The sequence below is a fragment of the Albidovulum salinarum genome (assembly GCF_025673475.1).
GTDB classification, from domain to species: domain Bacteria; phylum Pseudomonadota; class Alphaproteobacteria; order Rhodobacterales; family Rhodobacteraceae; genus Albidovulum; species Albidovulum salinarum.
Map to the genome: position 1 here is coordinate 103,923 of NZ_JAOVQO010000006.1, position 22,830 is coordinate 126,752.

The 22,830-nt window shown below is 67.1% G+C and carries 19 protein-coding genes; 13 read left to right on the forward strand and 6 right to left on the reverse strand.

Annotated elements, in window-relative coordinates; all coding sequences use genetic code 11:
• Window positions 1-46: 46 nt before the first annotated feature.
• Entirely contained in the window at window positions 47-373 is a 327-nt protein-coding gene (gene hspQ / locus OEZ60_RS07855) for a heat shock protein HspQ (RefSeq protein ID WP_263334829.1), read from the reverse strand.
• Between the two features lie 277 nt (window positions 374-650).
• Between hspQ and OEZ60_RS07860 the strand changes: the two genes are divergently transcribed.
• Window positions 651-1,232, forward strand: coding sequence for a transglycosylase SLT domain-containing protein (locus OEZ60_RS07860; protein ID WP_263334832.1), 582 nt, complete (start codon window positions 651-653; stop codon window positions 1,230-1,232).
• Window positions 1,233-1,236: 4 nt separating this feature from the next.
• Here the strand turns inward: OEZ60_RS07860 and OEZ60_RS07865 are convergent, their stop codons facing one another.
• The gene (locus OEZ60_RS07865; RefSeq protein ID WP_263334834.1) at window positions 1,237-1,845 is read right to left on the reverse strand and encodes a LolA family protein; all 609 of its coding nucleotides are present in this window, start codon (window positions 1,843-1,845) and stop codon (window positions 1,237-1,239) included.
• A 230-nt stretch (window positions 1,846-2,075) separates the two neighbouring features.
• Window positions 2,076-2,834, reverse strand: coding sequence for a porin family protein (locus tag OEZ60_RS07870; protein WP_263334836.1), 759 nt, complete (start codon window positions 2,832-2,834; stop codon window positions 2,076-2,078).
• Window positions 2,835-3,151: 317 nt separating this feature from the next.
• On the opposite strand from OEZ60_RS07870, the gene pnp reads away from it, so the two are divergent.
• From pnp to OEZ60_RS07905, 7 genes are all read left to right on the forward strand, one after another.
• The gene (pnp, locus tag OEZ60_RS07875) at window positions 3,152-5,305 is read left to right on the forward strand and encodes a polyribonucleotide nucleotidyltransferase (protein WP_263334838.1); all 2,154 of its coding nucleotides are present in this window, start codon (window positions 3,152-3,154) and stop codon (window positions 5,303-5,305) included.
• 270 nt (window positions 5,306-5,575) lie between these two features.
• Complete coding sequence (gene pdxR, locus OEZ60_RS07880) at window positions 5,576-7,006, forward strand: MocR-like pyridoxine biosynthesis transcription factor PdxR (protein ID WP_263334840.1); 1,431 nt, start codon at window positions 5,576-5,578, stop codon at window positions 7,004-7,006.
• 166 nt (window positions 7,007-7,172) lie between these two features.
• The gene (locus OEZ60_RS07885) at window positions 7,173-8,267 is read left to right on the forward strand and encodes an ABC transporter ATP-binding protein (RefSeq protein WP_263335055.1); all 1,095 of its coding nucleotides are present in this window, start codon (window positions 7,173-7,175) and stop codon (window positions 8,265-8,267) included.
• 35 nt (window positions 8,268-8,302) lie between these two features.
• Entirely contained in the window at window positions 8,303-9,361 is a 1,059-nt protein-coding gene (locus OEZ60_RS07890; RefSeq protein WP_263334842.1) for an ABC transporter substrate-binding protein, read from the forward strand.
• Window positions 9,362-9,435: 74 nt separating this feature from the next.
• Window positions 9,436-10,674: an ABC transporter permease gene (locus tag OEZ60_RS07895; RefSeq protein ID WP_263334844.1), complete on the forward strand. Its 1,239-nt coding sequence runs from the start codon at window positions 9,436-9,438 to the stop codon at window positions 10,672-10,674.
• Window positions 10,675-10,679: 5 nt separating this feature from the next.
• The gene (locus OEZ60_RS07900; RefSeq protein WP_263334845.1) at window positions 10,680-11,531 is read left to right on the forward strand and encodes an ABC transporter permease; all 852 of its coding nucleotides are present in this window, start codon (window positions 10,680-10,682) and stop codon (window positions 11,529-11,531) included.
• A gap of 237 nt (window positions 11,532-11,768) precedes the next feature.
• The gene (locus OEZ60_RS07905; RefSeq protein ID WP_263334847.1) at window positions 11,769-12,800 is read left to right on the forward strand and encodes a YeiH family protein; all 1,032 of its coding nucleotides are present in this window, start codon (window positions 11,769-11,771) and stop codon (window positions 12,798-12,800) included.
• Window positions 12,801-12,853: 53 nt separating this feature from the next.
• On the opposite strand, the gene OEZ60_RS07910 is transcribed toward OEZ60_RS07905, so the two are convergent.
• Window positions 12,854-14,008, reverse strand: a complete 1,155-nt coding sequence (locus OEZ60_RS07910) for a Do family serine endopeptidase (RefSeq protein ID WP_263334849.1) — start codon at window positions 14,006-14,008, stop codon at window positions 12,854-12,856.
• Window positions 14,009-14,296: 288 nt separating this feature from the next.
• On the opposite strand from OEZ60_RS07910, the gene OEZ60_RS07915 reads away from it, so the two are divergent.
• The 5 genes from OEZ60_RS07915 to OEZ60_RS07935 all read left to right on the forward strand — a co-directional run bounded on the left by OEZ60_RS07915 (window position 14,297) and on the right by OEZ60_RS07935 (window position 21,371).
• Complete coding sequence (locus tag OEZ60_RS07915) at window positions 14,297-14,968, forward strand: winged helix-turn-helix domain-containing protein (protein ID WP_263335057.1); 672 nt, start codon at window positions 14,297-14,299, stop codon at window positions 14,966-14,968.
• A 54-nt stretch (window positions 14,969-15,022) separates the two neighbouring features.
• A complete protein-coding gene (locus tag OEZ60_RS07920) occupies window positions 15,023-16,372 on the forward strand; it encodes a sensor histidine kinase (RefSeq protein ID WP_263334851.1) in 1,350 nt (449 codons plus the stop codon).
• Complete coding sequence (locus tag OEZ60_RS07925; protein WP_263334853.1) at window positions 16,369-17,289, forward strand: LysR substrate-binding domain-containing protein; 921 nt, start codon at window positions 16,369-16,371, stop codon at window positions 17,287-17,289. The genes OEZ60_RS07920 and OEZ60_RS07925 overlap by 4 nt, the downstream gene beginning before the upstream one ends.
• 179 nt (window positions 17,290-17,468) lie before the next feature.
• Window positions 17,469-18,935, forward strand: coding sequence for a trimethylamine methyltransferase family protein (locus OEZ60_RS07930; protein ID WP_263334855.1), 1,467 nt, complete (start codon window positions 17,469-17,471; stop codon window positions 18,933-18,935).
• A 24-nt stretch (window positions 18,936-18,959) separates the two neighbouring features.
• A complete protein-coding gene (locus OEZ60_RS07935; RefSeq protein WP_263334857.1) occupies window positions 18,960-21,371 on the forward strand; it encodes an FAD-dependent oxidoreductase in 2,412 nt (803 codons plus the stop codon).
• A gap of 11 nt (window positions 21,372-21,382) precedes the next feature.
• Here OEZ60_RS07935 and OEZ60_RS07940 read toward each other — a convergent pair whose 3' ends face one another.
• Both OEZ60_RS07940 and OEZ60_RS07945 read right to left on the reverse strand, forming a co-directional pair.
• Complete coding sequence (locus OEZ60_RS07940; protein ID WP_263334858.1) at window positions 21,383-22,429, reverse strand: YeeE/YedE family protein; 1,047 nt, start codon at window positions 22,427-22,429, stop codon at window positions 21,383-21,385.
• A 47-nt stretch (window positions 22,430-22,476) separates the two neighbouring features.
• Window positions 22,477-22,776 carry an ArsR/SmtB family transcription factor gene (locus OEZ60_RS07945; protein WP_263335059.1) on the reverse strand — a complete coding sequence of 100 codons (300 nt, stop codon included), beginning with the start codon at window positions 22,774-22,776 and terminating at the stop codon, window positions 22,477-22,479.
• Window positions 22,777-22,830: the final 54 nt, after the last annotated feature.

Consider the following 22,830-nt stretch of genomic DNA (forward strand, 5'->3'; position numbering starts at 1 on the left):
CGGCACGCAAGCTGCATGCGTGATCTCACGGCTGGACTTGCCGATTTCAGTTCAATTGGAAATGCAGGGGATAGCGGCCGTTCTCGAAGTCGCCGAAAAGATCGTGGACATCCGGATGATCCACCGGCTCGCCAGACTGGTCGGCCACGAGATTCTGCTCCGACACATAGGCGACGTAGTAATTCTCCTCGTTCTCGGCCAGGAGATGGTAGAAGGGCTGGTCTTTCACCGGGCGACTATCCTCGGGTATCGCCGCGTACCATTCCTCCGTATTGGAGAACATCGCGTCCACATCGAACACGACACCGCGGAAGGGGTGCTTGCGGTGCCGCACCACCTGCCCGAGGTTATATTTCGCGTTCGTCTTCAACATCACGCCGTTCCCCTCCTTTTAAGGTACCCTTTGGCGAGTTGCCTGTCTATCGTCGAGGCCGAATGGAGCGGAAACAGTCTGTGAACCGCATTCCTACAGTTTTTCGGAACGTTGCCTGACGGACACGGATCTGCACCTCCTCCGGCTTGCCGCACCGCTACCGGATCGCCGGCGGTCGACGGCGCCCCGAGACTGGCCAGGGGAGCAACGCGTGGGGGATTTCCTCGCAGGTGGATATGCCGTAGACTCGATAAAAAAAGAGATCGAGCGAGGCAGTATGAGCAGAATTCTCCGCTTGGGCGTTCTATTGCTGTTGGTGTCCTGCGGCGGCGGCAACAATTCCGCGCCGCGCGATCTCGACAACGCCTGTTCGATCCTCGACCAGCGGCCGAAATACCACGGCGCGATGAAGCGCGCCGAGGAGCGCTGGGGCGTACCGGTCCATGTGCAGATGGCGACGATCTACCAGGAGTCGAAGTTCATCGGCAATGCCCGTACCAAGCGGCGCTACGCGCTCGGCTTCATTCCGGCCGGCCGGCAGAGTTCGGCCTATGGCTATTCGCAGGCGCTCGACGGCACCTGGGACGACTATCGCCGCGACACCGGCCGGCGCGGGGCGAAGCGCAACAGGATCGACGACGCGGCGGATTTCATGGGCTGGTACATGAGCCGCTCCGAGAGGAAGCTCGGCCTGTCGAAGTGGGACGCGCAGAGCCAGTACCTCGCCTATCACGAGGGTCAGGCGGGCTATGCACGGGGCAGCCACCTGCAGAAGGCCTGGCTGATACGGGTCGCGGCGGATGTCGGCCGCCGGGCCGACATGTACCAGCGCCAGCTCATCACCTGCGACCGGCTGTGAGGGATCACTTCCGGCGCTTCTGCCGCTCCGCTTCTGCGTGGATCGAGAAGATCGACGGGCGGTAGCTGTTGCCGGCCTCGAGCGGGCCGAGGATCACGGTCGTCTGGCCGCCGGCCTCGTCGGTCACGAGCCACTGTTTCAGCGCGACAGGATTGGCCGAGAAGGCGAGCTGCAGCGTGCCGTACTCGGGGTGTTCCGGATCCTGGGCGGTGACGATGGTGAGGGAGCCGGATTCGGTGTGGCCGACGACCATCTTCTCGCGGGAGAGGTCGACATTGGCGGCGAGGATCAGGTTGAGAGGGGTCTTCTTGAGCGGGTACTGTTCCGGGGGCTGGTTGGATTTTCCATCAAAAATAGCCACTTGTCCGCCACTTGCCAGCACCAGCGTGCGGTCGGGGGGACCGTATTCGAAGCGCATGCGGCCGGGGCGGCGGATGATGACCTTGCCGGAGGAGGTGGAGCCGTCGGCATTGATCTGCTGGAACGGCGCCTCGGCGGTCTTCAGGCTGTTGAGGTAGCCGGAGATCTGCGCGAGCGGGATCTTCTCGGCAAGGGCCGGGGAGACCGTCAGGGCGAGGGCGAGCGGGGCGAGGAGGAGACGCAGGTGTTTCATCATGCGCCTTATCTAGGTCAGGCCGCGCAGTTATGCCATAATGTCGGATTGTTGTCGGCAAACCGTATGGCAGACGCGGCGCCGTGGTCGTGGCGCCGCCACAACGCCCCTGTCCACCAGTGCGTCCGTCCATCCCGGCAAACGGATCCCGCCGTCGCGACATGGAATCGAACGCCCGCCCCGGAGAGGCTGCCGTCACCGCCTCGACAGCGTCGGTGCCGGCTTGCCGCTCAGAACCGGTAGGTCGCGCCGAGGATCGGGCCGGACTGCCGGAACGTGAAGGGCCGGCCGTTGATGTCGTGATCGAAATCCATGTACCGCCAGCCGCCACTGACAACCCAGTTCTGGTTGATCTCGTAGCTTACGGCCGCGAGCGCCTGCCACGTCTCGCTGTCGCTGCTGAACCCGCCATAGTCGGCCAGGACCATGCCGCTCCACCGGTCGGCGATGGGGAACCGCACCCTCGCGCCGATCACCGGGTCGACCCAGTCGTCACCGGCAGTGACCCGGCGCCCCGGCAGAGCGCCGGAGAACAGCTCAAGCGTGTTGTCGGTACTGAACCATCGGAAGCCACCGGCAATGTCAATCGAGGTAGAGGACTGCTCATAGACCGTGTACATCGCGTAGCCGGAGAATATCTGCGTCTTCAGATCAAGATCGGTGCCCGAGAACGCTCCGCCCAGCACCGGACCGCCCGGGATCGAGAGGTCGGTGAGCATGTAATCGGCAAGCAGCGACCAGCGCCCGTTGCGCGCCTCGAATGTCCCCATCAGCGCCAGATCGAGATTGTCGAGCGCATCGGAAAAGCTCAACTTGGACTCGACCGGCCCCACCGCCGTCCCGATGCTGGTCTTGGTTTCCGCCCCCCAAAGGTAGAAGGTCGCAAAGTAGCTCCAGTCGCTGGACTGCGCCGCAGCCTGTCCGGCCACGAGCGCGAGCGCCGCCACGCTGCAGGAAGTGGGGATCAATTTGCGCATCAGAAACTCCATTTGCTTTACGGTCCAAGACATTGCGCGAGAACGCGCCGGCGATCCGGGCGCGGCCATGATGGCATCGTTCCTTCCCTCCACCAACAAAAAACAGTCGCGGCCGCGGTTTGTCGGAACCCCGGCGCGGGCCTGCGAGAGTCGCGGGTTTCAAGCACTCTCTTCCCAATCCCCCGGTTTTCCTGTAAGGGCCGCGCATCTGTGACGTGAGCCCATGCCCCCGGGCGCATGCGAAGGATTGGGGGCGGCGGCAATGGGGCCGCCATATGAAATGGGAGACACGGGATACGCCCGTGGGTGCTCCCGAGAGGAACCGATATATGTTCAACGTGACCAAGAAATCCATCCAGTGGGGCCAGGAAACGCTCACGCTGGAAACCGGGAAGGTCGCCCGTCAGGCCGACGGCTCCGTCATCGCCACGCTCGGCGAGACCTCCGTCATGGCCAACGTGACCTTCGCCCGCGAGCAGAAGCCGGGCCAGGACTTCTTCCCGCTCACCGTGCATTACCAGGAAAAGACCTATGCCGCCGGCAAGATCCCGGGCGGCTTCTTCAAGCGTGAAGGCCGTCCTTCCGAGAAGGAAACGCTGACCTCGCGCCTGATCGACCGTCCGATCCGCCCGCTCTTCGTGCCGGGCTTCAAGAACGAAGTGCTGGTGATCTGCACCGTTCTTTCCCACGACCTCGTCAACGATCCCGACATCGTCGCGATGATCGCGGCCTCGGCGGCGCTGACGATCTCGGGCGTGCCGTTCATGGGCCCGATCGGCGCCGCGCGCGTCGGCTTCGCCAATGGCGAATACGTCCTGAACCCCGAAGTCGCCGACATGGACCAGCTCCGGATGAACCCTGAGCAGCGGCTCGACCTCGTCGTCGCCGGCACCAAGGACGCTGTGATGATGGTGGAATCGGAGGCCTACGAGCTGTCCGAGGCCGAGATGCTCGGCGCCGTGAAGTTCGGCCATGACGCGATGCAGCCGGTGATCGACCTGATCATCTCGCTCGCCGAGGCCGCCGCCAAGGAGCCGTTCGACTTCCAGCCGGCCGACTATTCGGAGCTTTACGCCAAGGTGAAGGCCGCCGGCGAGGAGAAGATGCGTGCCGCCTTCGCGATCCTCGACAAGCAGGAGCGCACCAACGCCATTTCCGCCGCCCGCGACGCCGTGAAGGCCGAGCTGACGGAAGACGAGCTGGCCAATGCGAACCTCGGCTCGGCGTTCAAGAAGCTTGAATCCTCGATCCTGCGCGGCGACGTCGTCGCCAACGGCAAACGCATCGACGGCCGCGACACCAAGACCGTGCGCCCGATCGTCTCGGAAGTCGGCATCCTGCCGCGCACCCACGGCTCGGCGCTCTTCACCCGCGGCGAGACGCAAGGCCTCGTGATCACCACGCTCGGCACCGGCGAGGACGAGCAGATCATCGACGCGCTGCACGCGAACTACCGCTCCAACTTCCTGCTGCACTACAACTTCCCGCCCTACTCGGTCGGTGAAGTGGGGCGCTTCGGTCCTCCGGGCCGCCGCGAGATCGGCCACGGCAAGCTTGCCTGGCGCGCGCTGCAGGCGGTTCTGCCGGCGCCGACCGACTTCCCCTACACGATCCGCATCGTCTCGGAGATCACCGAGTCGAACGGCTCGTCGTCGATGGCCACCGTCTGCGGCTCCTCGCTGTCGATGATGGATGCGGGCGTGCCGCTGAAGGCGCCGGTCGCCGGCGTCGCGATGGGCCTGATCCTCGAAGAGGACGGCAAATGGGCGGTTCTGACCGACATCCTCGGTGACGAGGACCACCTCGGCGACATGGACTTCAAGGTCGCGGGCACCGAGAACGGCATCACCTCGCTACAGATGGACATCAAGGTCGCGGGCATCACCCCTGCGATCATGGAGCAGGCCCTCGCCCAGGCGAAGGACGGCCGGATGCACATCCTCGGCGAGATGGCCAAGGCGCTCTCCGAGGGCCGGTCGGAGTTCTCCGCCCACGCCCCGCGCATCGAGACGATGACCATCCCGACCGACAAGATCCGCGAAGTGATCGGCTCGGGCGGCAAGGTGATCCGCGAGATCGTGGAAGTGTCGGGCGCCAAGGTCGACATCAACGACGACGGCGTGATCAAGATCGCCTCGGCCAACGCGGAGTCGATCAAGAAGGCCTACGACATGATCTACTCGATCGTGGCCGAGCCCGAAGAGGGCAAGATCTACACCGGCAAGGTCGTGAAGCTCGTCGATTTCGGCGCCTTCGTGAACTTCTTCGGCAAGCGCGACGGTCTGGTGCATGTCTCCCAGATCGCCAACAAGCGCTTGCAGCACCCGAACGAGGTGCTGAAGGAAGGCCAGGAAGTGAAGGTCAAGCTGCTCGGCTTCGACGAGCGCGGCAAGGTCCGGCTCGGCATGAAGATGGTCGACCAGGAGACCGGCGAGGAAATCGCGCCGGAAGCGAAGGAAAAGGCCGACACCGCCGAGGCGTGAGGTCTGGCTGAAACGAACCGACGGCCCGGGCACCCGCCCGGGCCGTTTCGTTTTGCGATGCGCCGGCTCAGGGGCCGGGACCGCGGGAAACCCGGCGTTGAGGCATGCGGCATCGAAGCCGTGCCCCGGACCGCCTCAGGACGTCGCGGGTGAATTGCATTCCGCCGCGAAAGCCGGAAGGATGCGGCAACAATGGTCATAGCCGCGAAACGAACAACCCAACATGGCAGGCTGACGGTTCCGCAAATCCGGCTGAACCGCAACTCGCCCGTGGGCCTTCGCGATCAGGTGCAGTCGGAGATCTCGCGGCTGATCTCGACCGGCGCGATCGCGCTCGGCGCCCGGCTGCCGTCCTGCCGCCAGCTGGCCCAGGACCTCGGCGTGTCGATCAACACCGTGCTCGGCGCCTATTCGCGGCTCTGCGACGACAAGCTCATCGCGGCGCGGCCGAGGGCGGGCTACTTCGTCTGCAACGAGCTGCGCATCCCGTCGAACCCCTCCGCATCGACCGAGGAGGTCCCGCCCGCCAAGGCCGACATTCTCGGACGGCTCGGCCGACACCGGCAGCCCTCGCGCGGGACCTATATCCTGCGGCCGCCGAACTGGCAGGAGTTCCGCTACCCCTTCGTCTGCAACCAGATCGACACCGGGCGGTTTCCGATCGCCGAATGGCGCGAATGCACCCGGCTCGCGATGAACCGCCGCGACCTCGGCATCTGGTCCGGCGACAACCAGTACTGGGACGCGCCGGAACTGCTCGACCAGATCTGCAACCGGCTGCTGCCCCGCCGCGGCGTCACCGCGCGGTCTGAAAACGTGCTGGTCACGCTCGGCGCGCAGCAGGGGCTCTACCTTGTCGCGAGCCTGCTCCGGGGCGCCGGCCGGGTCGTCGCGATGGAGGATCCGGGCTATCCCGATGCCCGCAACATCTTCGCCCAGCTCTTCGACGAGGTCCGCTTCATCCCGGTCGATGCCGAGGGCATCGTGGTCGATGACAGGCTGCGCGGCGCGGACCTGGTCTATGTCACGCCGAACCGGCAGTTCCCGACCACCGTCTCGCTTTCTCAGGCGCGGCGCCGGGCGCTGCTCGCGCTGGCCGAGGCCGAGGATTTCCTCATCATCGAGGACGATTACGACTGCGACGTCGATTTCCGCGCGAGCCCGCCCCTGCCGCTCTACCAGATCGACCGCAGCGCTCGGGTGATCTACACGACGAGCCTGTCGAAGAGCCTCGCGCCGGGGCTCCGGCTCGGCTTTCTCGTCGCGCCGGAGGAGCTGGTCACCGAGGCCCGCGCGCTGCGCGGCATGATGATCCGCCATCCGCCGCTGGTGCTGCAGCACACCGCGGCGCTGTTCCTCCGGTTCGGCCATTACGACGCGCTCTGTTCGCGGCTCCATGCCGCCTTCGAGCGGCGCTGGTCGATCGCTGGCGCGGCGCTGGCGCGCGACTTCTCAGACTTCGGTATCATCGGCGCGACCGGCGGCACGAACTTCATGCTGACCGATCCGACGCGGCGGCGGCCCGGCGCCGCGATCGTTCGCCGGGCGCTCGAAGAGGGCGTCGTGGTGGAGGCGGTGGAGCCCTGTTTCTTCACCGGAAGGGAGGGCGGCTTCGCCTTCCGCCTCGGGTTTTCCAGTGTGCCCGCCGCCGATATCGAGCCCGGCCTTGCGGTACTGCGGGGCGTGATCGACGACCTCTGATCTGTACCCACAGTTTGACTGGTTCTGTACCTGTACCCACCCGCGGGTCTGCTGATACCGATTGCGGTGGAGGCAGGCTCGGCCCTATGAGGCGGGCTTGGATGTGGGAAGAAGGCCGGGCGCGCGGGAGCGGCGCGACGGCACCACGAACGGGGGGATCGGCACGATGCCGTTGGACGCAAATGGAGCGTTCCTGAGCTTCAGGAACGTCAAGAAGAGCTATGACCAGAAGACACTGGTCGTGAAGGATTTCAACCTCGACGTCCAGAAGGGCGAGTTCATCACGCTGCTCGGCCCGTCGGGCTCGGGCAAGAGCACGGTCCTTATGATGTTGGCCGGGTTCGAGGGCGTGACCTCGGGCGACATCGTGATCGCCGGCCAGTCGGTGACCAGGACCGCGCCCTACCGGCGCAACATCGGCATGGTGTTCCAGAACTACGCGCTCTTTCCGCACATGACGATCGCGGAGAACCTCGCCTACCCGCTCCGGGTCCGCAAGATGGACAAGGCCGCGGTCAAGGACCGGGTCAACGAATACCTGCGGCTGATCGAGATGGGCAGCTTCGGCGGCCGCTATCCCGGCCAGCTCTCGGGCGGCCAGCGCCAGCGCGTGGCGCTAGCCCGGGCGCTCATCTTCGAACCCTCGCTGATCCTGATGGACGAGCCCCTCGGCGCGCTCGACAAGAAGCTGCGCGAGCAGATGCAGTACGAGATCACCCGGCTGCACGAACAGCTCGGCTTCACCGTCATCTACGTCACCCACGACCAGACCGAGGCGCTGACGATGTCGAGCCGGATCGCGGTCTTCAACGATGGCGTGGTGCAGCAATGCGCGGCCCCCGCGCAGCTCTACGAGCGGCCGTCGAACGCCTTCGTGGCGGACTTCATCGGCGAGAACAACTTCATCCCCGGCAAGGTCGATCGGATTGAGGGCGGCAAGGCCCGGGTCACGGTCGCCGGCGGCGGCACGATCACCGCCGACGCGGCCGAGGGGCTGAAGGCGGGCGCCGACTGCGTGCTCTCGATCCGGCCGGAGAAGCTCTTCATCAAGCCGACCAGCCACGCCTACGACAACGAGCTCGTGGCCGAGCATGTGACCCATCACTACGTAGGCGATTTCATCCGCTTCTACTTCCGCGTCGCGGAAGGGACCGAGATCACGATCAAGGTGCTCAACGATCTGGCGGCGCCGGACCTGAAGGCGGGCGACAAGGCCTCGCTCGTCTGGCTCGCCAAGGACTGCATCGCGTTCCCGGCCTGACCGGCACGGCTATCGGATTCACAGGGAGGAGACCCATGAAGACCAAACTGAAACTGCTCGCCGGCACCACGGCGCTGGTTCTGGCCTCGCTCGCCCAGGCGCAGGCGGAAAGCATGACCGTCGTGTCCTTCGGCGGCGCCTATGGCGCGGCGCAGAAAGAGCACATGATCGACCCCTTCGTCGCCGAGACCGGCAACGAGATCCTGTTCGAGGACTATTCGGGCGGCATCGCCGAGATCAAGGCCCAGGTCGAGGCTGGCAACGTCCAGTGGGACGTCGTCGACATCGAGACCATCGACCTCGAGCGCGCCTGTTCGGAAGGGCTTCTGGAGGTGATCCCGCAGGACATCCTACCCGCCGGCGATGACGGCGTCGCGGCGGCCGAGGACTTTGTGCCCGAGGCGATCGCCAGCGAATGCGGCGTCGGCGTCATCGTCTGGTCGATCATCTTCGCCTACAACGGCGCGGCAGAGGGCGACAAACCGGCGACTATCGCCGATTTCTTCGACACCGAGAAATTCCCCGGCAAGCGCGCGCTGCGCAAGCGACCGCAGGTCAACCTCGAATGGGCGCTCATCGCCGATGGCGTCGCGCCGGCCGATGTCTATTCCGTGCTCGCCACCGAGGAGGGCCAGGCCCGCGCCTTCGCCAAGCTCGACACGATCAAGAACGACATCGTCTGGTTCGACAGCTGGTCGCAGGCGCCGCAACTGCTCAACGACGGCGGCGCGTCGATGGTGCAGTCGGCCAACGGCCGCATCTTCTCGGCGATCAAGGAGGACGGCAAGCCGTTCGAGATCGTCTGGGACAGCCATGTCTACGACCTCGACGTCTGGGCCGTCGTGGCCGGGTCGGAGAAGAAGGACACCGCCTTCGAGTTCATCTCCTACGCCACCGGTTCCAAGCCGCTCGCAGGGATGGCGGACGTGGCCTACGGCCCGACCCGCAAGTCCTCGACCCCCTATGTCGACGCCTCGGTCAACGAGGACCTGCCCACGGCCCATCTCGACCAGGGCCTGAAGGCCGACGGCATCTTCTGGGCCGATTTCGGCGAAACGCTCGGCGAGCGCTTCAACGAATGGCTGCTGAAGTAAACTGACGCTCCCCGACTGGCCGCGTATCGCAAGAGATACGCGGCCACTTTTCCCGAGACCTACGCGAGACGGACATGACCCCCAGCGCCCTCGACGCGAACGATACCGCTTCCGCGCGCCGCGAGCTTCGCCGGCGCAAGATGACCGCGTTCCTCTTCGTCGCGCCGCTCCTCCTCTTCCTCGTCTTCGCCTTCGTCGCGCCGATCGCGACGATGCTGGTGCGCAGCGTCTACCACCCGGTGGTGTCGGAACTGATCCCCGAGACGCTGGAGGCGCTGAAGGACTGGGACGGCGAGGCGCTGCCCCCGGCCGAGGCGCGCGCGGTCTTCGCCGCCGACCTCAAGCGGCTGGCGGGCGAGCGGCTCTCCGGCAAGCTCGCCGAGGAGATCAACCGGGCACTGCCGGGCAGTTCCAGCACGATCAAGGCCTCGGCCCGCAAGCTCGGCCGCATGGATGACGCCGAGCTCGCCTCGGCCGGCGGCGCGATCCTCGCCGCGGCGGATGCCGCATGGGAGAATCCGAAGATCTGGAGTGCGATCCGCGATGCGGGCGCGGCCTATACGCCGGATTACTATCTCACCGCGCTCGACCTCGAAATGGCCGACGGCGGCGGCGTCCAGCCGCGCGACGGCGCGAAGATCTATGTCGACCTCTACACCAAGACGCTGCGGATCGCGCTCTACATCACGGTGCTGACGCTGATCGGCGGCTACCCGCTGGCCTACTACCTCGCCAATGCGGAATCGAAGAACGCCAACATGCTGATGGTCTTCGTGCTGCTGCCGTTCTGGACCTCGCTGCTGGTGCGGACGACCTCGTGGATCGCGCTTCTGCAGACCAGCGGCGTCGTCAACTCGGTCCTGACGGGGGCGGGCATCACCCGTTCGCCGCTGGAGATGCTCTACACCCAGTTCTCGACCGTGCTGGCGATGACGCATATCCTGATGCCGTTCATGATCCTGCCGCTCTACTCGGTGATGAAGGGCATCGACCCGAGCTACATGCGCGCGGCGATGTCGATGGGCAGCAAGCCGATCCCGGCCTTCCTCAAGATCTACCTGCCGATGACCCTGCCGGGGCTGAGCGCCGGGGTGCTGCTCGTCTTCATCATCTCGGTCGGCTACTACATCACCCCGGCCCTCGTCGGCGGCACCGACGGCCAGATGATCTCCAACATCATCGCCTTCCACATGCAGCAGTCCAACAACTGGGAGCTCGCGGCCGCGCTCGGCTCGCTCCTGCTCGCGATGATCCTCGTTCTCTACTGGGTCTACGACCGCTTCGTCGGCGCGGGCAACATCAAGCTGGGATGACGACCATGAAGCACCTGCCGGCCTACTTCACCTTCTGGCACATCCTCGGCCACTACTCGCTTAAATGGACCGCCTACCTGGTCCTCGCGTTCCTGATGCTGCCGATCGTCATCATCGTGCCGCTGTCGTTCAACGCCGAGCCCTACTTCACCTTCACCGACGGCATGCTCGCGCTCGATCCCGCGGCCTATTCGACGCGCTGGTACCAGGCAATCTTCTCGGATGCGAACTGGCTCCTGTCGATCAAGAACAGCTTTCTGATCGGGGCGCTGGCGGCGACGCTCTCGACCGTGCTCGGCACCATCGCGGCGGTCGGGCTGTCGTCGCCGGTGATGCCGTTCAAGCGGCTGATCACGGCGCTCCTCCTGTCGCCGATGATCGTGCCGCTGATCATCATCGCGGCGGGGATGTTCTTCTTCTATACGCGCTTCAACCTCGTCGGCTCCTACGCCGGGCTGGTCATCGCCCATGCCGCGCTCGGCGTGCCCTTCGTGATTATCACCGTGACGGCGACGCTCTCGGGCTTCGACCGCTCGCTCTACAATGCCGGGATCAGCATGGGCGCCTCGCCGGTCAAGGTGTTCTGGGACGTGGTGATCCCGCTCATCCGGCCGGGCGTGATCTCCGGCGGGCTCTTCGCCTTCGTGACCTCGTTCGACGAGGTGGTGCTGGTCTTGTTCCTCGCCGGGCCCGAGCAGCGCACGATCCCGCGGCAGATGTTCTCGGGCCTGCGCGAGCAGATCAACCCGACGATCCTCGCCGTCGCGACGCTCCTGATCCTGATCTCGATCGCGCTTCTGGTGACGCTCGAGATCCTCCGGCGCCGGTCGGAGCGGATGCGCGGCACCGAGTTCTGAGAGCCGGGGCCGATGCACCTCCCCCCGAGATCCGTCGCGAACCCGGCGCGCGCCGTCGCGCCGGGCCAAGCCCCGGCCGCGCCCGGCTTGTATCATCAGGCTTTCGCCGCCAATCGTCGGCGAGAATGAGACCGATAAGACCCTGTCCCGACGCGGCGGGCGCGCCCGCGCGCGCCTGGCCGACCCGAAACCGCACCGCCGGGACCGCCGGCGCCGCCCAGACGCCCGGATCCATCCATGTTCGCCGCTTCCGACCTCCGCGATGCCTTCTCGCTCTCGCGCGCCAAGACCCTCCGCACCGGTGTCCTCTCCGCAATCGTCGTCGCCTTCGCCGCGCGCTTCCTGTCGGAGCATTACGGCGCCCCGGCGATGCTGATGGCGCTCCTCCTCGGCATCGCCTTCCAGTTCCTGCACGAGGAGGGCCCGTGCCGCGCCGGCATCGACTTCTCGGCCCGCACGCTCCTGCGCGCGGGCGTGGCGCTCCTCGGCCTCCGGGTCAGCTGGCAGCTGCTTTCGGGTCTCGGCGCGGGGGCGGTGGTGCTGACCGTGCTCGGGGTGGCGCTGACGATCGGCGCCGGGATCCTCGGCGCGCGGCTCCTGGGGCGAGGCGTGCGGTTCGGCGTGCTGACCGGCGGCTCGGTCGCGATCTGCGGCGCCTCGGCGGCGATGGCGATCGCGGCGGTGCTGCCGCGTAACGAGCATTCCGAGCGCAACCTCGTCTTCACGGTGATGAGCGTGACCGTTCTCAGCACCCTGGCGATGATCGTCTACCCGATGATCGTCACGGCGCTAGGTCTCGACACCCATGCGGCGGGGCTGTTCCTCGGCGGCACGATCCATGACGTGGCCCAGGTGGTCGGCGCGGGCTATATGGTCTCGGACGAGACCGGCGACGTCGCCACCGTGGTCAAGCTGCTGCGGGTCTCGATGCTGGCGCCGGTGGTGTTCATCATCTCGCTGGTGGTCAACATGAAGGGGCTCGGCGGGACGGACAGCCAGCGCAAGACCCCGCTCCTGCCGGCCTTCGTCGTCGCTTTCCTCGTGCTCGCGGCGGTAAACTCGGTCCTCGGCATTCCCGAGGCGGTGGCGAACGTGGCCAACGAGCTGTCGCGCTGGCTTCTCCTGATCGCGGTCGCGGCGGTGGGCATGAAGACCTCGTTGAAGCAGGTCCGCGAGGTCGGCGGCCAGGCGATTCTTCTCGTCGTCTGCGAAACGGTCTTCCTCGGCCTGCTCTTCCTCGGCGCGCTCCTGCTGCGGCCGGGCCTGTAGGCGGCGCCCCCGAGCCGGGCTCGGAGGCGCTAGAGGGGTTCGCGCGGCTGGGATCAGGCCGGCTGTTCCGGCCGCGTCCCGAGCGTCACACTCGTGTCGAGCGGCTTGCCGGCGCGGAGGAGGCCGAGCTTCACCTCGGTGCCCGGCGCGTCGGTGGCGATCATCCGGGTCAGGTCGCGCGGCTCCTTCACCGCCGTGCCGTTCACGCTGAGCACGATGTCGCCCCGCGTCAGCCCGGCCTTGGCCGCCGGCGTGTCGGCGGTGACGTCGGTGATCAGCACGCCTTCGGCCTTCACCAAACCGAGGGCCGCCGCGATGTCCTCCGTGACCGGCTGGATCTGGACGCCGAGCCAGCCGCGCTCGACCGTGCCGTCGCCGGCGAGGTCGGCCACCACCTTCGCGGCGGTCTCGGAGGGCACGGCGAAGCCGATCCCGACCGAGCCGCCCGAGGGCGAGAAGATCGCGGTGTTGATGCCGACGACCTCGCCTTCCGCGTTGAAGAGCGGACCGCCCGAGTTGCCCTTGTTGATGGCCGCGTCGGTCTGGATGTAATTGTCGAACGGACCGGAATTGATGTCGCGGCCAAGCGCCGAGACGATGCCGGCGGTCACGGAGTTGCCGAGGCCGAAGGGGTTTCCGATCGCCACCACGTCCTGGCCGACCTTGAGCCCGGTGGAATCGCCGAAGGCGACCGTGGGCAGGGCGCCGCCGTCCTCGATCCTGACCAGCGCGATGTCGGTCGCAGGGTCGGCGCCCACGACCTTGCCGTCGACCTTGCGGCCGTCGGCGAGCGTTACGGAAACCTTGTCGGCACCCTCGACGACATGGGCGTTGGTCACGATCTGGCCGTCGGCCGAGATGATGAAGCCGGTGCCGACGCCGTGCATCTCGCGCCTGTTGCCGTCCGGGGTGCCGGGCATGGGCATCGGCATGCCGAACCGCTGCATGAACTGGTCGAGCGGGAAGCCCTGCGGCATGTTCTGGCTGTAGTATTCCGTCGGATCGGCCTTCTTCGTCACCTCGATATAGACCACCGCCGGCGCGACCTTTTCGACGAGGTCGACATAGCCGCCCTGCGGCATCGCCGAGGCGGCAAAGGCGGGGGCGGCGAGCATCGGCGGCAGCGCGGTCAGCGCCGTGGCGCCCATCAGGGCGCCGAGAACCAGCGCGGAAACCCGGCTTCGGGCTGTCTTGGTAGCGGTTTGCATGTCGTATCTCCTTAAGTCGTGTCCGGTACCGGACCGGGGATGGACATGACCTAGGTCTGCAACCTTTCGGGCGTCCGACGCGAAGATTGCAAATCCGACAGGTTTCTCACGAAAGGGTCAGATGCCGCGCGTCAGGAGTTCCGACAGATATGTAACCCCGCATTCAGGAACGGGTCGGAACCCCGCGCCATAATCCCTTTCACACCCCGAACGACCGTCTTTTGAAAGGCATGTGGAATGATTACCTTTCCGGCGCATGAGACCGGCGTGGATGCCTCGAAGGACAACATGAAACTCCTGCTGATCGAAGACGACCAGACCACGGCCGCCTATATCGTCAAGGGCCTTCGCGAGGAGGGCCACGTCGTCGATCACGTCGCCGACGGACGCGACGGGCTCGTCCAGGCGATGGCGGGCGGCTACGACGTGATGATCGTCGACCGGATGCTGCCGGGGCTCGACGGGCTGTCGCTGCTGCGCGCGCTGCGCTCGGCCAAGGTCACGGTTCCGGCGATCTTTCTTACCGCCATCGGCGGGGTCGACGACCGGATCGAGGGGTTGCAGGCGGGCGGCGACGACTACCTCGTCAAGCCCTTCGCCTTCGGCGAGCTTTCGGCGCGGATCGCGGTCCTCGCGCGGCGCGCGTCCCAGCCCATGACCGAGACGGTCCTGACCGCGGGCGATCTGCGCATGGATCTCATCGCGCGCACGGTGACCCGTGCAGGCCGCACGATCGACCTCCTGCCGCGCGAATTCGCGCTCCTGGAACACCTCCTGCGCCGCAAGGGACGGGTCCAGACCCGGACGATGCTCCTGGAAGCGGTCTGGGACCTGAGCTTCGATCCGCAGACCAACGTGGTCGAGACCCATGTCAGCCGGCTCCGCGCCAAGGTCGACAAGCCCTTCGACCGCGAGCTGATCCACACCGTGCGCGGCGCGGGCTACAAGATCGAGGCCTGAGGGGTGCGGTCCGGGCTCATCCGCGCCCTGCGGCACAGCGCCGGCTCGACGCCGATGCGCCAGGCGATCGGGCTCGTGGCCGTCGTGGCGGTGGTCAACCTTGTGACGCTCGGCCTCGCCTATCTCAGCCTTCGCAGCGCGATCGAGACCGGCATGCGCGCGAACCTCACGCAGCACATGGCGGGGTTCCAGGTCGCCGCCTCGCCCAGCGCGCTCGAGATCCTCGTCATGGCCGAGGCCAACGCCGCCGATCCCGCGCAGCGTGTCTTCGCCTATATCGCGCCGGATGGCCGCGTCACCGGCAATGCCAACGCGGTGCTGACCGGCGCCGGTGTCCAGATCCGCAGGATGCCCGAGGGCCGGCCGCTGGGCGAGCACGGCTACTTCCCCCTGATCGAACGGATGGCGGGCGGTGTTCTCATCCTCGCCGAAAGCCGGACACCGATCCACGAGCTTGGCAGGACCTTCCTGGCACTACTGGCGCTCAGCCTCGCGCCCACGGTTCTGATCTCGCTCGGCGCGGGCGCGATCATCGCGACCCGGGCGCGCCGGCGCGTCGACCTCATCGAGGCGACGCTCGGCAGGCTCTCCGAAGGCGCGCTCGACGCAAGGATCCCGGCCGAGCCGGGGCGCGCGGACGACCTCGCCCGCATCGGCGTGCAGGTGAACCGGATGGCCGCCGCGCAGGAGGCCGCGACCGAGGCCCTGCGCCAGGTCTCGGCCGACATCGCGCATGACTTGAAGACGCCGCTGCAGCGGATGGCGGTCCTGCTCCACGACCTGCGCGACCGGCTGCCCGAGGAGAGCGCCGAAGCAGCACTCGCCGACCGCGCCATCGCCGAGGCCGACGGCGCGGTCGGCATCTTCCATGCGCTGTTGCAGATCGCCCAGATCGAGGGCGGCGGCGCGCGCGCGAATTTCGCGGCCCTCGACCTCGCGCATGTCGCGGCCGAGATGACCGAGCTCTACGCCCCCGCCGCCGAGGAAGATGGCCGCAAGCTGGCGCTCCTCCTGCCCGACGGCCCGGCGACGATCATGGGCAACAAGGGGCTGATCGGCCAGGCCCTCGCGAACCTGATCGAGAACGCGCTGCGCCATACCCCGCCCGGCACCGATATCGGAATTACCGTTCGCCAGGACGCGGACAGCGTCACGCTTGTGGTCACCGATCGCGGGCCGGGCGTTCCCGAGACCGAGCGTGAGAACGTCCTGCGCCGGCTCTACCGGCTCGAGCGCAGCCGCACGACGCCCGGAAACGGGCTCGGGCTGGCGCTCGTCGCCGCCACGGCGGGCCTTCACGGGGCGGACCTTGCCCTCGAAGACAACGCGCCCGGCCTGAAGGTCAGCCTGTGCTTTCCGGCGGCGGCAGGAGTACCTGACACCCGGAGCCGGAGGAGCGCTTGAAACGATACACGATGCCGTCCCTGTCGCTGTTCCACACGTTCGAGGTCGTGGCCCGCCGAAAGAGCTTCACGCTCGCGGCGGATGAGCTGTGCCTGACGCAAAGCGCCGTCAGCCGGCAGATCAAGGCGCTCGAGGAGCAGCTGGGCGTGGCGCTCTTCCGGCGCCTGCACCGGGCGATCGAACCGACCGCCGAGGGGCGGCGGCTCTTCGAATCCGTGACTCGGGGCCTGCAGGAGATCGAGACCTGCGTCACCGGGCTGCGCGCCGCGACGGTGAATCCGCAGATCACCGTCGCGGCCTCGGTCGCGTTTTCCTATTTCTGGCTGATGCCGCGGCTGGAGAGGTTCAGCGCCCGGCATCCCGAAATCGACCTCAGGATACTCGCGACGGATCAGAGGGTGGACCTGCGCCAGGAAGGCGTGGATGTGGCGATCCTCTACGGCGTCGGGCAATGGGAGGGCGCCCGGACGCATCTTCTGTTCGGGGAGCGGGTCTATCCTGTCTGTAGCCCCGAATACCTGCGGAGCCACCCGGAGCTCCGCGCGCCTTCGGACATGCTCGACCAGACGCTTCTGCATCTCGACGGCGGCGGCAATATCTGGGGCGGCGTGGACTGGCGCGTCTGGCTTGCGACCCAGGGCGCTACGGGTCAGCCGGTGCGGCGCGGCGTCCGCCTGAACAGCTATCCGATGATCATCCAGGCGGCCGAGGCCGGGCGCGGCGTGGCGCTGGGCTGGAGCTACATCACCGACCCGATGCTGGCCGAGGGGCGCCTGGTCCGCCCGGTCGACAAGGTGCTGGAGACGCGCGAGGGCTATTACGTTGGCGCATTGGAGAAAGACGCGGATGTTCCTGCCATAGCCAGTTTCCTTCAGTGGATAAGGGGTGAGGTTGCAGAAAACTCGCCTCACGCATGATCTTCGGGAATGCATTGCATTCGGATTGATCGTTTGAACCCCGGCGCAAAAGCCGGTCAACTGCACCCTCGGAAGACCTCCGGAGGGCCGTCATGTCCAATCTTTCGCCTCGCCGATCCAAACGCCCGGGACGCGGTGGCGCCGAGCCGACGCCGGCGCCACCTCCGATCACGCCCGGCATGGTCGGTGGGCAGTACCAGCCGCTGACCGGGTCCGAGATGGAACGGATCCATCAGCTGGTTCTACGTCTTCTCGAGGATCTCGGGCTTTCGCAGGTCACGCCGAGCCTCGAGCAGCGCGCCATCGCGGCCGGGTGCCGGGTCGACGAGGACGGCCGCCTGCGGTTTCCCCGCGCGCTGGTCGAGGACGTGATCGCCCGGACGCGGCGCCGGTTCACGCTGCACGGGCTCGACCCGGTCCACGATCTGGAGATCGGCGGGCGGCGCGTACACGCGGGCACCGGCGGAGCGGCCCCGACCATCATGGATTTCGAGACCGGCAGGTACCGCGAAAGCACGGTGGCCGATCTCTACGACATCGCCCGCCTGGTGGACCGGCTCGACAATATCCACTGGTATCACCGCTCCGTCGTGGCGCGCGACACCGACACCATCCTCGATCTCGACATCAACACCACCTATGCCTGCCTCTCGGGCACCACGAAATCGATCGCCGTCAGCTACACCGACGGCAACAGCGTGCGCGCCGTGCAGCCGATGCTGGACATGGTCGCGGGCGGCGAGGGCAGGTTCCGCGAGCGGCCCTTCTGCACCGCCGTCTGCTGCCACGTCGTGCCGCCGATGCGCTTTGCCACCGAAAGCTGCGACGCGCTGGAGGCGGCGGTCCTCGCCGGCATGCCGATCCTCCTCGTCGCGGCCGGTCAGGCCGGGGCGACGGCGCCGGCGGCGCTGGCGGGGGCGGTGGCGCAGGCCTGTGCCGAGGTGCTCGCGGGGCTCATTCTGTGCAACATCATCGACCCGAACTGCCGCGGCATCTTCGCCGCCTGGCCCTTCGTATCGGACCTGCGCACCGGCGCGATGTCGGGCGGATCGGGCGAGCAGGCGCTCCTGTCGGCGGCCTGCGCGCAGATGGCGGGATTCTACGACCTGCCGAACTCGGTCCCGGCGGGCATGACCGACAGCAAGCTGCCCGACGCCCAGGCGGGCGGGGAGAAGGGCTACACGATCTCGCTCGCCGCCCATGCCGGGGCCACGATGATCCACGAATGCGCCGGGATGCAGGGCAGCCTGATGGGCACCGCGTTCGAAAGCTACGTGCTGGACAACGACCTTCTCGGCGCGGTGCTGCGCACGGTGAAGGGGGTCGAGGTCAGCGAGGACGCGCTCAGCTTCGAGGCGATCCGCGACGTGGTCATGGGCGCGGGGCACTTCCTCGGCCATCCGCAGACCTTCGCGCGGATGAAGACCGACTACCTCTACCCGGAGATCGCCGACCGCCGCAGCATCAGCGAATGGCAGGACGCCGGTGCAACAGATGCGCGCGAGGTGGCGCGCGGCCGCGTGCGCCAGCTCCTTGCCGACCACTATCCCCGCCACATCAGCGACAGCGTCGATGCACGCCTGCGCGAAAGGTACAACATCGTTCTGCCGAAGGCGCGCATGCGCGCCGGCAACGGTATCTGGTAATCCCGCCAAGCAAGGAAGCTCGTCATGCAGTCACAAGCGAAAGTGGTCATCGTCGGGGGCGGCATGATGGGCGTCGGCCTCGCCTATCACCTGGCCGAGGAAGGCTGGAAGGATGTGCTGCTGATCGAAAAAGGCGAGTTGACGAGCGGCTCCACCTGGCATGCGGCGGGCCAGTGCCCGTCGTTCATCGGCAACTACAACATGGCCAAGATCCACCACTACTCCAACACGCTCTATCCGCGGCTGGAAAAGCTGACCGGCCATCCGACCGGCTGGCACGGCTGTGGCGGCATCCGGCTCGCCACGACGCCGGAAGAGGTGGACTGGTTCCGCCATGTCGCGGGCTTCGCCGCCAACGTCGGCTTCGAGATGGAGATCATCGGCCCCGAGCGGATCCGCGCGCTGAATCCCTGGCTGAACACCGAGGGCATCCTTGCCGGCGCGCATACGACGATGGACGGCCATGTCGACCCGGCCAGCGCCTGCAACGCGATGGCCGCCGGGGCGCGGCAGCTCGGGGCAACGATCGTCCGGCGCAACCGGGTGACCGGCATCAACCGGCTGCCCTCGGGCGAGTTCGCGGTGGTGACCGAACAGGGCAGCGTCATCTGCGAGCACGTCGTCAACGCCGGCGGCTGCTATGCCCGCGAGGTCGGCGCCTGGGTTGGTGCCGAAACGCCGATCACCAACATGGAGCACCAGTACCTGGTGACGGAGCCGCTCGCAGCCTTCAAGGGCCTCGATACCGAGCTGCCAGTGATGCGCGACCCGGCCACCGCCGGCTATTACCGGCAGGAGCAGAAGGCCGGGCTCGTCGGCATCTACGAGCATTACGGCGCGAAGGAGGCCTGGGCGGGCCGCGGCGGCCGGCCGGAATGGCAGAGCGAGAACGAGCTGTTCGAGGGTGACCTCGACCGCATCGCCCCCTGGCTCGAAAAGGCGCTGGAGCGGATGTCGATCTTCGCCGAGGCGGGCATCAAGCGCGTCATCAACGGTGCCATTCCGCACACGCCGGATGGCAACCCGCTGGTCGGCCCCGCGCATGGGGTCCGGAACTTCTGGCAATGCTGCGGATCGTCGATCGGCATCGCCCAGGGCGCCGGGTGCGGAAAGTACCTCGCGCAGTGGATGGTGCATGGCGATGTCGAGATCAACATGGCCAGCGTCGATCCGCGCCGCTTCGGCGGCTACGCCGATGCGGACTACACCCGCGCCAAGAGCTTCGACGACTATCACAACATGTTCGAGACCCCGCTGCCCGGACGCGAGATCCATGCCGGCCGTCCGAGCCGGGTGACGCCGCTCCACGACAAGCTGACGGCGAGAGGGTCCGTCCACACCGAGGTCTACGGCTGGGAGCGGCCCAAGTACTTCGCCCCGGCGGGCTTCGTCGAACAGCTGCAGTACCGGCGCAACAACACCTTCGACCTGGTGGCCGCCGAGTGCCGGGCGGTGCGAGAGCGCGTGGGCGTCATGGACCTGTCGAGCTTCGCCAAGTTCGACGTCACCGGCCCCGGCGCCGAGGCGCTTCTCGACCGGCTGACGGCGAACCGGCTGCCGCGGAAGCCGGGCGGCATCACCCTCACCCATGTCCTCTCGGAGGGTGGCCGGATCGAGGGCGAATGGACCATCACCCGGCTTGCCTACGACCGGTTCTATGTGCTGACCGGAGCCGGTGCCGAGCGGCAGGCGCTCGACCATCTGCGCGCCGCCACCGGCGCGGACGTGACCATCACAAATGTGACCGACGATTACGGCATGCTGGTCGTCGCCGGCCCCGGGGCACGCGCCGTTCTGGCGCCGCTGACCGATGCGGATTTGAGCAACGAAGCCTTCCGCTGGCTCACCGGGCAGGAGATCACCGTCGCAAATGTTCCGGTCCGCGCGCTTCGGGTAACCTATGTCGGTGAGCTGGGCTGGGAACTTCATGCCCCGATGGCCGAACTGGGCAAGCTCTACGATGCGATCCGGGCATCGGGAGAGCCCCACGGCATCGCCGATTTCGGCAGTCACGCGGTGAATTCGCTGCGCATGGAAAAGGGTTATCGCGGTTTCGGCGCCGAGTTGACCAACGAGATCACCCTCGTCGAGGCCGATTGCCTGCGCTTCCACGCGCCGGATAAGGGCAACTTCATCGGCCGCGCCGCCACCGAGGCCCGCCGCAGGACCGGCGTTGCGACCCGGCTTGTCTATGGTACGGTCGCGGCAACCGATTGCGACATCTACGGCGGCGAGGCGGTGATGCTGGGCGACAGGGTTGTGGGCGTCTGCACCTCCGGCGGCTTTGGCCATGCGACCGGCAAGAGCCTTGCCTTCGCCTACCTGGATCCCGATGCCTCGGGTGACCTGGAGGCGGTCATCCTCGGCGAACGGCGCGCCTTTACGCTGCTCGACGAACCCGCCTGGGATCCCGGAAACGCTCGTCAGAGAGCGTGACGCCGGATCCGTCAGTCCGGCTGGAACCCCTGGATCAGCCGCCGCAACCCGACCAGGGCGCCGAGCAGGATCGCGCCGAGTGTGACCGGTGCGGAATAGGCCAGCGTGGACATCGCACTGATGCCCTGCCCGATCGAACAGCCCAGCGCCAGCGTTCCGCCGATGCCCATCATCGCCGCCCCCGAGATCTGGCGGCCGAGCTCGCGGGGATCCTCGCAGGCCTCCCAGCGGAAGCGGTGACGGATGCTCGACCCGATGAACGCACCGGCGAGAACGCCGGCGACGACACCGACCGAGAAGCCGGGACCGCCCGCGCTCGACGTCATCGCGTAAAGGATCGTGCGTCCGAGCGGCGCGGTGAAGGACGGCCCCTCGACGCCGATTTCGCCGAAACTGTACTCGGCGAGGAGCGAGGTGCCGACGAAGCACCAGACCACCGCCAGACCGGCCGCGACGCCCCAGCAGATCTGCCGCGGCGAGCGGCGCAGCGGCCGGTGGCCGAGTGCCCATGTGAATGCACCGCCCCCGGCGATCAGGGCGAAGAGGAGGGGTGGCAGCCCGGACAGGTCCGCGAAGAGATGCGCGAAGCCCTGCGGACCCTCGGAGGGTGACTGCGCGAAGAGCGCGACCCGGATCGGCGCCAGCGGGCCGGACAGCGTCACGAAGGCGAAGATGCCGATCACCACAACGACGACCAGCGACCGCAGGTCACCGCCGCCGAACCGCACCAGCGCGCCGAAGCCGCAGTTTCCGGCCATCGCCATGCCGTAGCCGAAGAGAAGCCCGCCGAGAACCGAGGCGAGGGGGTTCCAGCCGATCGTGTGGTAGAAGCTCGCTGCCGGATCGGCCCAGCCGAGCGCTGCGGCGGCGAAGATGCCGATGATCGAGGTGCCGAGCACCACGCCCCAGAGCCGCAGCCTGCGCTGGTCCTCGCCATAGAAGGCCGCCTCGATCGCACCGAGCGTGCAGAACTCGCCAAGCCGCGCGGCGAGCCCCAGAACGATGCCGCCGACGAGCCCGACGATTGCGGCGAGAGTGCCAGCAGGGAGTGGCTCCATCGTTTTTCCTTACCTCCCGTCGGTGCCGATCGACAGCCTTTCGGCCTTCACGTGTCGTTGCAGTACATCTCGAAGACTAGTTCGACGACCCGCGCCGCGCGATCGTCGTTGAGCGAATAGTAGATCGCCTTTCCGTCCCGGCGCGTCTTGACCAGACCCTCGAGACGCAGCCGCGCGAGCTGTTGGCTGACGGCAGATTGCCGCGACAGGAGTAGCGTTTCAAGCTCGGTGACGGACTTCTCGCCGCTGGTGAGAAAGCACAGAATCATCAGCCGCCCGTCATGGGCGAGCGCCTTGAGAAGGCTGGATGCCTGCTCGGCGCGCTCCGCAAGGACCGCGGAGTCGATGTCGCGACGCCCGTCGCTGCCGCAACCGCGCGGCTCCGGATTGCCCTTGCTGTC

Coding starts and splice junctions, on each gene's coding strand:
- OEZ60_RS07930 (WP_263334855.1), top strand. CDS start 17,469: ATGGTCGGTGGGCAGTACCAGCCGCTGACCGGGTCCGAGATGGAACGG.
- OEZ60_RS07910 (WP_263334849.1), bottom strand. CDS start 14,008: ATGCAAACCGCTACCAAGACAGCCCGAAGCCGGGTTTCCGCGCTGGTT.
- OEZ60_RS07940 (WP_263334858.1), bottom strand. CDS start 22,429: ATGGAGCCACTCCCTGCTGGCACTCTCGCCGCAATCGTCGGGCTCGTC.
- hspQ (WP_263334829.1), bottom strand. CDS start 373: ATGTTGAAGACGAACGCGAAATATAACCTCGGGCAGGTGGTGCGGCAC.
- OEZ60_RS07870 (WP_263334836.1), bottom strand. CDS start 2,834: ATGGAGTTTCTGATGCGCAAATTGATCCCCACTTCCTGCAGCGTGGCG.
- OEZ60_RS07900 (WP_263334845.1), top strand. CDS start 10,680: ATGAAGCACCTGCCGGCCTACTTCACCTTCTGGCACATCCTCGGCCAC.
- OEZ60_RS07920 (WP_263334851.1), top strand. CDS start 15,023: ATGCGCCAGGCGATCGGGCTCGTGGCCGTCGTGGCGGTGGTCAACCTT.
- OEZ60_RS07905 (WP_263334847.1), top strand. CDS start 11,769: ATGTTCGCCGCTTCCGACCTCCGCGATGCCTTCTCGCTCTCGCGCGCC.
- OEZ60_RS07935 (WP_263334857.1), top strand. CDS start 18,960: ATGCAGTCACAAGCGAAAGTGGTCATCGTCGGGGGCGGCATGATGGGC.
- OEZ60_RS07890 (WP_263334842.1), top strand. CDS start 8,303: ATGAAGACCAAACTGAAACTGCTCGCCGGCACCACGGCGCTGGTTCTG.
- OEZ60_RS07865 (WP_263334834.1), bottom strand. CDS start 1,845: ATGAAACACCTGCGTCTCCTCCTCGCCCCGCTCGCCCTCGCCCTGACG.
- OEZ60_RS07885 (WP_263335055.1), top strand. CDS start 7,173: ATGCCGTTGGACGCAAATGGAGCGTTCCTGAGCTTCAGGAACGTCAAG.
- OEZ60_RS07915 (WP_263335057.1), top strand. CDS start 14,297: ATGAAACTCCTGCTGATCGAAGACGACCAGACCACGGCCGCCTATATC.
- OEZ60_RS07895 (WP_263334844.1), top strand. CDS start 9,436: ATGACCCCCAGCGCCCTCGACGCGAACGATACCGCTTCCGCGCGCCGC.
- OEZ60_RS07860 (WP_263334832.1), top strand. CDS start 651: ATGAGCAGAATTCTCCGCTTGGGCGTTCTATTGCTGTTGGTGTCCTGC.
- pnp (WP_263334838.1), top strand. CDS start 3,152: ATGTTCAACGTGACCAAGAAATCCATCCAGTGGGGCCAGGAAACGCTC.